The 12501-nt window shown below is 60.8% G+C and carries 6 protein-coding genes; 2 read left to right on the plus strand and 4 right to left on the minus strand.

From position 1 onward, the window contains the following. Nucleotides 1-43: 43 nt before the first annotated feature. Entirely contained in the window at nt 44-1153 is a 1110-nt protein-coding gene (locus I9H07_RS21620) for a capsular biosynthesis protein (RefSeq protein ID WP_235591766.1), read from the minus strand. A gap of 307 nt (nt 1154-1460) precedes the next feature. Between I9H07_RS21620 and I9H07_RS21625 the strand changes: the two genes are divergently transcribed. Further along, nucleotides 1461-2090 carry a toluene tolerance protein gene (locus I9H07_RS21625; protein ID WP_024674263.1) on the plus strand — a complete coding sequence of 210 codons (630 nt, stop codon included), beginning with the start codon at nt 1461-1463 and terminating at the stop codon, nt 2088-2090. 17 nt (nt 2091-2107) lie between these two features. Here the strand turns inward: I9H07_RS21625 and I9H07_RS21630 are convergent, their stop codons facing one another. Genes I9H07_RS21630 through I9H07_RS21640 form a run of 3 tightly spaced genes read right to left on the minus strand, consistent with a single transcriptional unit; the run spans nt 2108 to nt 6075 of the window. Further along, complete coding sequence (locus tag I9H07_RS21630; protein WP_236424228.1) at nt 2108-3409, minus strand: capsule biosynthesis protein; 1302 nt, start codon at nt 3407-3409, stop codon at nt 2108-2110. Nucleotides 3410-3422: 13 nt separating this feature from the next. After that, nucleotides 3423-4328 (minus strand): glycosyltransferase family 2 protein, encoded by a 906-nt coding sequence (locus I9H07_RS21635; protein WP_236424226.1) that lies wholly within the window; start codon nt 4326-4328, stop codon nt 3423-3425. Beyond that, the gene (locus I9H07_RS21640) at nt 4321-6075 is read right to left on the minus strand and encodes a carbamoyltransferase family protein (protein WP_236424224.1); all 1755 of its coding nucleotides are present in this window, start codon (nt 6073-6075) and stop codon (nt 4321-4323) included. Before I9H07_RS21640 ends, I9H07_RS21635 begins: the two co-directional genes overlap by 8 nt. Nucleotides 6076-6377: 302 nt before the next feature. Between I9H07_RS21640 and I9H07_RS21645 the strand changes: the two genes are divergently transcribed. Continuing rightward, nucleotides 6378-12497 carry a membrane-targeted effector domain-containing toxin gene (locus tag I9H07_RS21645; RefSeq protein WP_236425984.1) on the plus strand — a complete coding sequence of 2040 codons (6120 nt, stop codon included), beginning with the start codon at nt 6378-6380 and terminating at the stop codon, nt 12495-12497. Nucleotides 12498-12501: the final 4 nt, after the last annotated feature.

The following is a 12501-nucleotide window of genomic DNA, read 5'->3' on the forward strand; positions in this document are numbered from 1 at the left end:
AGATAATGAGGAAAAGACGCACACGTCATTGTCGACAGAGCGCTCAACATCTCGGCTTGCCCAACAAGCGATTGGCGACCCGTCGCAGTTGCGACCTGTCGGCCGACTTCCAGTCACCCTTGATGCAGTAGTGCTCGGACAGGTAATGCAGAAAGTTGCGCCGCAAGCGCTCATCGAGCGACCAGTCAGGGAATGCACGGGCATGCGCGACGGCCTGGTCAGCATCTTCGGCATGGCAGACCAGCCCTTCGATGTTGTAAAAGGCTTTGCCCAGCGTCATGACAGGCTTGCCCAGCAGCAAGCTCTCCAGACCCACCGTCGAATTCAGCGTCACCACGAACTGGCTGGCCTCGATCAGCTGTTGCGTGACGTTACCGTTGGCAAACAGCACGTTTTTCGATGCGCGTTTGTGCAGATCGGGATAGCTCTCGCGACTCGACGGATGCTCCTTGAAGATCACCGTCATGCCGGTTTCTGCCGCCAGACGCTCACCCACGGCAAACATGTCGCGCATGTTCCTGACCCACGGCGAGAACAGTCGCACCTGAGTGTCTCGATCATCCTGAAACGGGATGAAGATGAACCGCTCGGGCAGCTTGATCGGTGCCGGCCCACGACTGCGCGGCTTGCGCGGGACAAGCACTGCAGCAGACGGTCGCTCGGTCACGGGGTACGGATAATCGAGGTAAAAAGCCGGATCGCGAGGCATGGAATTAAGGTAATTCACGCCCTTCGGGTCTACGGTCGTCGTGTTGGGCAGCAGACCGTTTTCGAAAAAGAAGGTCTTGCATTCGGGAGGGGCCAGCGCGATCAGCAGGCGGCAGTAGCGATGAGCGCCGTTCCACACGCCCACCGCATCCGGGCGCTCGCGGTCGAGCAAGGCCTGGATGCGCAGGGCTGCCCAGGTCAGTTCAAGGCGCAGTAACCGGCGATACAGGTAGCCGGCGCTCTTGTTCTTGATCCGGCGCTCTTCGCATTTCTCGTCGACCAGCGCGTCGAAGTCGATGCGCGAAAGCGTGACCACCATCCGGGATGCACGTGGCCACGGCATGTTGAGTGATGTGACCACCCGCCCACGCAAGTCGGTCTCGTTGAGCAGACGGTTGAAATAGAGGCCCTGGTGTCGGGCCATCGATAGGAACAGCATTGTCATCGTGATGAGTCCGAAAAGGATGCATCCACCCGCCGGCGCGCACGTGACCACACGCAACAGCCCTGTGAATCCGAAGGCCTGACACTGCGTTGTTTCGTGACCAGAAGGACAGCTTCAACATGAAAAACAGTGCGGCGTGGTTCGGCGAAAACGGTATGAAAATATGACCAGCGGGGGACGGCCCTGTCGCAACGCGGCGGTGCGCATCTAAAAAATTTGGCGCGATTGTAGCACAACGATTTTTTGCGGCACGCGCACTGCGGTAACATGCCGGTCGCACACTCGTCAGCCCCGCACTGGAACCTTGATGCAAAAGCTCGACCATACTGCCTACCTCGACCTGCGTGAAGGTGCCGAGGTGCTTGAATCAGACCGTAACGGAGACAAGGTTCTGCGCCTGTCCAACGGGACGATGCTCAAGCTGTTCCGCCGCAAACGCTTGCTGAGCTCCGCTATCTGGGCACCTTATGCCCAGCGCTTCGCCGATAACTGCCAGGCGCTGCATGCGCGTGGCATAGACTGCCCCAAGGTTCTGCAGGTCTATCGCATTCCGGGTATCGAACGCGACGCCGTTCACTACGACCCACTGCCCGGTCACACTTTGCGACAATTGCTTGATGAGCCTCGGGACACTCTTCGCGCAGCACTGGGCGAATTCATCGCCCGGCTGCACGAAAAAGGCATCTACTTTCGCTCCGCCCATCTGGGCAATGTGGTGCTCACCCCGAACGGCACGCTGGGCCTTATCGACATCGCTGATCTGCGCCTGTATTCAAGGCCGCTGCGCAAAGGCCTGCGCTTGCGCAATTTCAGCCACATGCTGCGTTATCGCGCGGACCGTGAGTGGTTGTTGCAGGACCGCCAGTTTATGGAGCACTACCTGAGCCACCAGCGCGCCTGCAATGAAGCGGACATGGCGCTGGCGCTCAAGGCGTGAACCTGACCCGCTAGCGTTCAGCCTGCGGCAGGCAGTTCGAAGGTTTCGAAGTCATGTTCAGGGCTCTGGCCGCGCAACAGATCGTCGATCAGTTGCGTGGTTCTGGCCAGCCCCTGAGAGCCATACACCAGGTGATAATCCGCAAAGCGCCGCGCCTGTTCGACGTGCTGCTGGTAATCCAGCTCAAGCGCCTGCAACTGCCGGGAAAACTCTTCGCCATCGCGCACCTGAGTACCGAAAAACAGCGCATGGGAGAAGATGTCCACATCGTCGCCGGCATTGACGTGAATCACCGGCCGCCCGGCGAGGCCCGACTCGATGCCCGCGTTGGACATGATATTGATCACTACGCTGGCTTGCGCAAAGGCCTCGGCCAGCGTGCAGTCGGTATCCAGCAACCGGATAGTGTCCAGCCGGGCAGCCGAGTCGCTCCAGAACTGTGCGCGGCTGCGCGGATGACGCTTGAACAGCATGCGGTAATCCGGGTGTTGTTGCGCCCAGTCACGCAGCAATTCATAGGTGCGCAGGTAGCCGGGTTCCTTCTCGCGATCAGGCCCGACACCCAGCACCAGCAGGGTTTTGATAGCAGGGTCGGCGACCGGCAAATCGTAGGTTTCGTCGGCCAGGTAAGAGCCGAGCAGCACCACGGTCGATTGGCCGAAGCGCAACGGTCGCTCCTGCAACGCCACCAGCGAGCTGTGCCCGAAAACACCGTAATAGTCGTAATCGTTCATGCCCAGACGGCGCGACGACTCGAGGGTGGTAGCGTGCGCCAGGTGCAGCAGCCGGGCATTGCGCGCCGCCAGAGCAAGACGCAGGAAAGGGGTGTGATAACTGCCGTTGCGCTCGTTGATCAGCACACGCGGGTTATAGCGGGCCACCAACCATTGCGCGTGGGCGGCATAGGCCAGATAGCGCAACGGAACTGCTTGCTCCGGAGCCAGCAACTGACCCTTGGCGCAAGCAAGAGACGGTGACAGCAGTGCAGCTTCCTGCAGATTCCAGCCACGCGCGCGCACGGCATCAATCAGGATGTTCTTGCGTTGCAAGGCCATGGATTTAGGTGCCGAATGCAGCAGCAGCGTGTCGCATGGCAGCGTATCGGCAAGCGCACCGCTACTGGAAAAACCGAGACAGAGCCGGGCCCGCACACCGACCGCGAAATCCACCAGCGCATCGCGCGCCATGCGCAGACAGCTGCCTGGCAGCCCGTGACGCTCGCGCAGCATCTTCCAGCGATAGCGATCCAGTTGACGAGCCCGAAGCGCCCAACTGCCTTCAGCCGGGCACGCTTCTTCCAGAACAGACAACTTGCTCAACGGACCAGGCCCCTCACTTGAACAGCAACCGCGCAGCCTTGCGGGTATACGACCAGCGTGCGAGTGAGCGCCAGTCTGCGCGCAATGCCCTGGCATAAAACATCTTCGCGTTGGCGTAATCACCGGCACTGTAGCAATCACGGAACAGCGACAGGCAGCGCTGGGCCAGATAAGACTGACGCAGGCTTTGCAGCTCGGCAGGCATGCGCTCGGGCGAGAAGACTTCGTCGACCACGTTCAGCCCGGAAGCCAGGCTCTGTTTGAGGTCATGCCGCATGCTGTCGGCATGCTTGTGGATAATCGCCAGCGGCGTTTCAACCACGCTGCACGGAAAACGCGCCAGCACCTGGGCAAACACCGGAATGTCTTCGGCGTTACGCAACTGCTCCGGGTACAGCCCTGGCTTGAACACATCGCGATGCATGGCACAGGCACCGTTCGACAGCGACACGGTCTTGTCCAGCAGGTAACCGCGCACACGCTGCTCTGCATCGGCCGGCAGCGGTTTGGGGGTATGCAGAGAACGGCGGCCATCGTCGAATGCCGACCAATGCCCACCGATGATCAGACGACTGTCGGGGTGGCTGGCAATATGGTGCAGCAACGCCTGCAACGCATCAGGGGCCATTTCGTCATCGGCATCCAGGAACACCAGAAACTGACCCTGCGCCTCCGCGATGCCGCGATTGCGCACCGAGGACAGTCCGCCATTGGGCTTGCGCAGTACCTTGAAACGCCCCAGGTTATCGGCCTGCAACTGCTCCAGTACCTGCGGCGTCGCATCGGTCGAGCCATCGTCGATCACCCAGAGCTCGGCACGGGTCTGATCCAGTTGCGCCAGCACCGAATTGACCGCGCGGGGCAAAGTGCTGGCGTAATTGTAAGCCGGAATGACGACGCTGATCAGCACCTCAGTCAAGGCTCAGCCCGTCCACACCCTCTTTGACGACGAGGATGTCTTCCATGATCAGGTACTCCAGGTCCGAGCCGAAGAACATGTTCAGGGCATCGGTCGGCGAGCAGATCATCGGTTCGCCACGGCGGTTCAGCGAGGTGTTCAGCGACACGCCGTTGCCGGTCAGGTTTTCCAGCGCCTTCATCATGTCGTAGTAGCGCGGGTTGTACTCGCGCTTGAGCACCTGGGCACGCGAAGTGCCGTCTTCGTGGACGACTTCCGGCACGCGGGTCTTCCACTCTTCGGCGACTTCGAAGGTGAACGTCATGAACGGCGCCGGGTGATCGATCTTGATCATCTGCGGCGCAACAGTGTCGAGCATCGACGGGCAGAAAGGCCTCCAACGCTCGCGGAACTTGATCTGATGGTTGATGCGGTCAGCCACCCCGGTGACGCTTGGACAACCGATGATCGAACGACCGCCGAGCGCGCGCGGACCGAACTCCATACGGCCCTGGAACCAGGCAACCGGGTTGCCCTTGACCATGATCTCGGCAATCCGCTGCGGCGTATTGTCGATCTGGCGCCAGACCGGCTTGCTCGGATGACGGGCACAGGCTGCGATCACATCTTCGTTGCTGTACGCCGGGCCGAGATAGACGTGCTCCATCTTCTCGACCGGTACACCACGGGCATGCGACACATAAGCCGCAGCGCCGACCGCCGTACCGGCATCGCCGGACGCCGGCTGCACGAACAGTTCCTTGACTTCCGGACGGGCGATGATGCGCTGGTTGAGCTTGACGTTCAGCGCACAGCCACCGGCGAAGGCGATCTTGCCGGTTTCCTTGAGGATGTCGCCCAGGTAGTGGTCCATCATCTGCAACGCGAGTTTTTCGAACAGCGCCTGCATGCTGGCGGCGTAATGAATGTACGGCTCGTCGGCTACATCGCCGACGCGTTTCGGACCGAGCCATTCGATCAGCTTCGGCGAGAAATAGAAGCCCTTGCCGTTTTCTTTATAACGACGCAGGCCAATGACATTGGCCAGTTCGGTATTGATGATCAGCTCGCCATTCTCGAACGTTGCCAGACGCGAAAAATCGTACTTGCTGGCGTCGCCATACGGCGCCATGCCCATCACTTTGAATTCGCCGTCGAGCATCTCGAAACCGAGGAATTCGGTGATCGCGCCGTACAGGCCGCCGAGCGAGTCCGGATCGAAGAATTCCTTGATCTTGTGGATCTTGCCGTTTTCGCCATAGCCGAAGAAGGTCGTGGCGTACTCACCCTTGCCGTCGATGCCCATGATCGCGGTTTTCTCGGTGAAACCGGAGCAGTGGTACGCGCTGGAGGCGTGGGCCAGGTGATGCTCGACCGGCTCGATCTTGATCTTTTTCGGATCGAAGCCCAGCTGTTCAAGGCACCAGACAATCTTGTTGCGATAGCGTTTGTAACGGCGGTTGCCCATCAGCAGCGCGTCGAGGGCGCGATCCGGGGCGTACCAGTAGCGCTTGGCATAGTGCCAGCGCGCCTTGCCGAACAGGCTGATCGGGGCGAACGGAATCGCGACCACATCGACATCCGATGGCTTGATGCCTGCCTGCTCCAGACAGAACTTCGCCGACTCGTAGGGCATGCGGTTCTTTGCGTGCTTGTCGCGAACGAAGCGCTCTTCTTCGGCGGCGGCTATCAGCTTGCCGTCGATGTAAAGCGCTGCGGAAGGATCATGGCTAAGGGCGCCGGACAGGCCAAGGATCGTCAATGCCACTGGGTCTAGCCTCTTTGTCTGCACACAGGCGCATCGCGCCCGAGAAAAGGTGTGCCCCCGCACAGCGGGCTGAGGGCAGCTAAAGGGCGGGATTATAACGTAATGGCCGAGGATTGGCTCGACGGCCTGAAATGTCCCCACAAGGCGCTCGTCAGACACTGTAAGAAACGTCTCTTTCAGTGTGTTCGATAACTATCTATGACGTGCCGCCCGCTGCGTCTGATTAATTGAGGCCCATTAACCGCTGGCCCGAAGGCCGCCGCTCAACACCTCAGCGCCCCTAGCGCAATGGGAAACCTCTCATGACACAAACACTGTCCCCTGTCGTTCTCACCCCCGTACCGTTGGCGCCGGCCGACACCTGGCCCGCTGCCTCGGCAGCCCTGCACAGGCTCGACGAGCTGCGTATCGCGCTGGCTGGCGAACTGCAAGCACTGCCCAGCCCCGGCGAATCCCTGCTGACGGCTATCGGCGGAGTCGACCCGGCCGAGCGAGAGCTGGAGATTTCCAGCCTGCTGCAACAGATCGACGACTTCTGGGCTGACCCCGGCGAAACCGCTGAGAGCCGCCGGGACCGGCTTGTGCCCGCCTTGCAGCGCGCATTGCGTGATGAGGCCAGCGTCAGGATTCACGAGCGCGATCTGGAAAGCGGCTACCTGGCCTGCCTGCCCGCCGCATCGGCAGAGCCACAAGACCCCGCGCTCACTTATCACTCCCTGAGCGTGCAACTGCATGATGACGAGCAGTTTGAAATGGCCGGCGCGCTGGTGATATCCCAAGCACAGGACCGTACGCTACTGGCTCTGCCCGGCCTTGGCCTCATTGCTTTCGCCAGCCAGGCCCTCATGTGCGAAACCGTGGCGCGCTGGCTCAACTCGCCGACGCTGCAAAGCGGGCTCCTGAACACGGTCGACCGCCAGCAACAGGAGCGACTGGCTGCCATCAGGGAGGACGCCGACCTGTACCTTGCCCCCTTCACTGCAGCCGACGTGCAATTACAACCCGTCAACAGCGCCCCGTTCAGGCATGCGCTGGATCGCCAGCTGAACAAGCAGCGCAACGACGTCCGCTACGCCTGCGAACGCGCCGACATAGAGGACCAGGCGCAGCGTCAGGTACTGATTCAGGAAGCCATCGACATGCGGGGCATGTTCGGCCCCGCCGCCGTGCTTGAGCTGCGCGAGCTCAGCTACCGGCAACGCCAGTACCACCGGGGCCTGCCGGACTGGTTGAAGATTGCCAGCATGGCCGACCTGCAGACCTATGCCGGGTACCTGCGCCGCTATGATGAAGCGCGTGCTGCCATGCTCAGCGTGCTGGGCAGCGCGGCATCACCCGAGCAATTCGCCGAAGCGCATCTGCGCATGCGGCTGGCCGATGATCTGGGCCACGATCTGGACCCGCAGGCCATAACCATCGACACACTGCGCACGCTGCCATCGACCAGCAAGACCTACCGCGTGAGCCGCTCGCTGGTGCAACTGGCGCTCTACGGCCTGCATCCGAATGACGAGGTCGCAGGCTCGGAGTTCCTCGACAAGACCGTCATCCGTCTGGACGACGCACCTCTGCCAGCGGCTTACTCGACGCTAACCCCGACGTACCTCGCCAGCCTGATCAACGAGCTGGAGCTGCGCGCGAACTTTGGCGATTTTCAGCGAACGGCCTACCAGAAAGAACACAACAGGCATCTGTTGCGCTTGCTGGCGCGAACCCGCCTCAGCGCGCTGGCCTGGGCAGCGAAGATGCAAGGGCATATTCGTCCCGAGGATTTCGCCATTGTTGCAGCATCGGCAACCCCGGCACAGAACACGCCAGCCCCGGCACTGCGCGTGCAACAGGTACGCCTGAACGGACGTAACGTGATGGCCAGGCTGCTGGTATTTCGCAAGCAAGGCGCGCAGGGTCGGACCGAGCGGCTGATCATGGTCGCGCTGGACGCTCCGGGCCAGCATTTCAAAGCCTTCGACACTGAAACCCACCTGCTCCACGAGGTGGTCGGCTGGAGTGCGTCGCCTGCGATGAGTGCCTGGCTGCTCGGTCAGGTGGAAGTCGCTGCCCGCCCTGAACTCGCGCAACAACTGACGGCCCTCAGTCAGAAGCCCCAGCCGGCAAAAGATTTCCTGCAATTCATTGATCACCCCGACTGTGAGGTGGCGTTGCGCGGCTTTACCGACGAACAGACCCGGGTGATGCTTTCCGAGCAAGCCAGCCATACCCCGGACTGGTATCTGCGCGCCAGTCGTGAACAGCGCCGCGAACTGCTGGCACTCGAAGAGGCTGTCGGAGGCGCACTCGGCAACTACCAGGCCCAGCCCCACACCCAGGTCCAGCCGTTCAAGGACTACGTTCATCAGCGCGCCAGCCAGCAGCTCGGCAAGCTGCTGAATGTACCGGCTGGCACGGTGAACCCGGATCTGGTTGTGATCACCAGCGAGCGCGAAACGCTGACCTACACCGACATGCTGCTCAACGGCTACAACGACAGCATCGACCCTATACGCACCTCTGCTGCAACACAGGCAACCTTCAGCGGCCCGGAGGGAGTGGACCTGAGCGCGCTGTCACCCGCGGCAGTGGCAGGCTCGGTACGCGGTCAATGGCTGGCAGACGATTACATTGCGCTGATCAGGAACACCTTGCTGAATACTGAAAACGCCGGTTACGCCGACCGACGTCAGGCCAGCGTGCTGATCACTCAGCTCCAGATGAAGGCAGCCGCATTGCGCAGCCTTCTGAAAGGCCATACCGAAGCGGCGCACTATACCTGGCTGAAACAATCGCTGGACAATGCACACCTGAACAGTCCGGCCGCTCGCGAGCAATACCCGCTCTATCCCTTGCAGTTGCATATCGACAAACCACTGATTGCTTCAGGGCTGACCGACATCGATCAACTGGTTATTCCGAGCCCGCTGCTTACCCACGTTGAGACCGTGCAGGGCTGCCTGGTGGTTCTGCCGATGCAGATTCGCCACGCTGCATTGCTTTACACACCGCAGGCCCCTGACGGCATCGAGTTCCGTCTGTTCAGCGACTTCGTCAGCTCGCTGAACACCGAAGGCATGATCGATTACTACAAGGATCGCTGCCGGATCAAGGCGCGCCGGACCCTGTCGTTTTTCCTGCGCGATATGCAGCAAGGCAATGCCAACAAGCCGCCGGTCATTCCCAAAGCGTTCATTTCCGACGTTGCCGACACCTGTTACAACCGGCCACTCGAGCGCAGGCTGCGGGACGTGGAAGAGACCACCACCGGCCGCAATGACATGCTGTCCCGTCTGATCTGGGTCAGTGTCGAGATCATCGCCACCGCGCTGACCCTGCCCTTCCCTCCCGCAAGCTTTGCAGTTGGCAGCCTGCTGTCCTTGCACGACAGCGGTCAGGCACTTGCCGCACTGAGCGAAGGCGACCAGGACCGCGCCACGGCTTACATCGTGTCGGCACTGTTCAACGGGATCGGCGCAGGCGGCGATCTGCTGAGCGGCCTGAAAGGCTTTGGCGGCGTGCTGCACAACCTTGAGCAAGGCCGAGAATCAGTACCCGTGCTGCGCTCGTTCCAGCGCCAGTCTTCCCTGACGCGCTACGAAGACCTGTACCCGGTCGAGCTGCAAGAACAGGTCTTTCTGCTCGGCAAGCCCAACGCCAACGGCCATGCTGCGGTTTTCCATGCGCCGCACGTCGCTTCAGCGCCGCCGATTGCAACCGGCCAGTTCGCCGCACGAGAAGCCGGTGGTGCCTGGCAGCCACTGCTCCCGACACCGGCCCCTGTGCCGCGCGCGCCTTCAGCCCTGCGCACCGATCTGGCCGTCGACATTTCGCTGGATAACCTGCCGCGGATCGCAGACGGTCATGCCAAAGGCGTGTGCCTGGTCAACGGCAGACACTACATCGAGCTTTCCGGGCAAACCTTTCAGGTCCGGTACGACACCCATCTACGCTGCTGGCAAATCATTGATCCAGCCAATCCATTCGCGTTCTTCGGTAACCAGCCAGTTCGTCTGGATGAGCAGGGGCAGTGGTTGGTCATCGACCGCCAGCGCCTGCGTGGCGGCGGTCTGGACGGCCCGGAAAGCTATCAACCCCTGCCTGAACAGGCAGCCGGAACCTCGACCGACACGTTAAGTGGCTACGAGATGCCGAGCACCATGCGCGCGCACCTGGACATTGTCATCAGCAAGGAACCCTTTGATCCGACCGGCTCGGGGATGGAAGCCTATTTCGAGACCTATTTCACAGAAGTGCGGCGAACCTTTACAACGCTTCGAGAAAAACTCTATCAGGACGCCCAGGCTTTTTTTGCCCGATTTTCCTTGCCACCCAAACCGCCACTGCCGACTTATGAGCTGCCCGGCAGCGTCGAGACGCTGATCGAACACGTCTTTACTCACAGCAACGGGCTGGTCTTCAGCGAGGCACCGAAATCGGTAGCCAGCAAACGTCTGCTCCTGCTCAACATGCCCTTGCTTGCAGAACAGCGCGTCGAGGTGCTGTACATCGAACACCTGCTGACCGACAAACACCTGTCCAGGCTGGCCAAATATCGAAAGCTGGGCAAAAAAAGCCGCACGGGCTCTAAAGAGCTCAAGTACTACCTGCGCGATACCAATCGCGGGGCCTTGAACAATTCAAGCACCGAGTACGATTACTACCACTTGATCAAGGCAGCCCATCGCTACGGGATCGAGGTGCGCCCGTTCAGCTCGTCGATCAGCTATCCGTTTCTCGGCCATCCGGTGCTGACCGCTGCGGATGACCCGGCCGCCGCCATCAAGATGAGCAACTTCTTCGGGCATACGCTCATCAGCAACGACATCGCAGGCGCCTCCTCAAAGCGCTGGATAGCACTGCTCGACCAGAAACTTGCCACGACACATGATCAGATACCCGGCATCGCCGACATGCACGGCGTGGTCAGCGTACACATCAAGGACCTCCCGGCGGGACGCCCGACCCGCATCAGGCAAGGTGCCGGCGTGGCAGTGGATGGACAATCGCCGATTAACTGCGACTTCAGCATAGCGTTTGCCGACCCGACACTGACGGCCGTCCCGCTGCCTTCCGCCACGCCTCTGGATGAGATACTGATCCGCGAGCTGAGGGGCTCATCGCCTGTTGCCGACGGCGAACAATGGGCAGGCCAGTATGGCTTTGTCCGGGCCGAAAACGATGCCTGGCTGCGCGTCGAGCCGGAAGACTGGAGCGTCGACAGCCCTGTGACAGCGATTCAGCAATCCTTGATCGATGCAATCTACGAGATGCCGCTGGAGACCAGAACGACCTTTCATACGCTGGCCAACTTCGAAAAGAGGGGCCTCGATATGCAGTACTTTTTCGGCGATCCGGAATTCGAAACCGTTCGCGACATCTTCGCCCTGCGCCGCAAGCGGCTGCAACAGGACGCCGTAACGATCAGCGCAGCACAGCTGCCGCCTCGTCCGGCGTTACCCGAAATCGCGCCGCAGACAAGCACGTCCGAACTGCTTGAAAAGCTGTACGAGCAGACTGACGGGGTTGTGATCGGCGAATCGCATTTTTCCGTCGCCAGCAAAAAGCTCATCATCGACAACTTGCCATTGCTGTCACAGCAAAACGTCAAGACGCTGTACATGGAGCACCTGCTGACCGATTTGCACCAGGCAGATCTGGATCGTTTTTTCGAAACCGGGCAGATGAGCAAGACCCTGCTTCACGACCTGAAAGCGCTGGACCGGGGGCATCACACCGACCCGGACAAGGTTTATACCTTCGAGCAACTGGTCATCAAGGCGCGACAGCAGGGTATGGAAGTGCGGGCCATCGACTGCGCAAGCAGTTACCACCTCAAAGGTATCGCCAGGGAAGAAGCCATTACCCGCCAGCAAATGATGAACTACTTTGCGTCGCGCACCCTGCGCAGGCATCAGGAGGTCATGGGTTCACATAAGTGGATCGCACTGGTTGGCAATAGCCATGCCAATACCTATCAGGGCGTCGTGCCCGGCATTGCCGAACTGGAGGGCGGGATCGGCCTGCGGGTCGTCGATGTAGCGCCGGGGCTATCGAGGGGCGTCATTGAGGATCCAGGCGAGCTTGTTTCGGGAGGCATAGCGACCGCCAAGGTACAGATCAAAAGCGATTACCGGGTCGAAATTGAAGTGCCGCCCCCCGTCAATGTCGTCCGCCCCCCTAAACCGCTGACTCTCGAACAGCGCCTCGCGAAGCCAGGGATGTTTCTGGTGGAGGAAGGCGAAGGCAATTTGCAGACCGTCGTTCATCGCGCCCGCGATACATGGATTTACCGCACGCCGGTGCTGGTCAACGGCGAGGGCAAACTGTATGTGGAACGTGTCCGCTGGCCGCGCGTCCACCTCATGCCTTTTGACGATATGGACGCACTGGTGGCGGCGCTGGAGACGATGGGCCTCAAGCGGATAGGCTGACGCG

The sequence above is a fragment of the Pseudomonas syringae genome (assembly GCF_023278085.1).
Lineage (GTDB): Bacteria > Pseudomonadota > Gammaproteobacteria > Pseudomonadales > Pseudomonadaceae > Aquipseudomonas > Aquipseudomonas syringae_Q.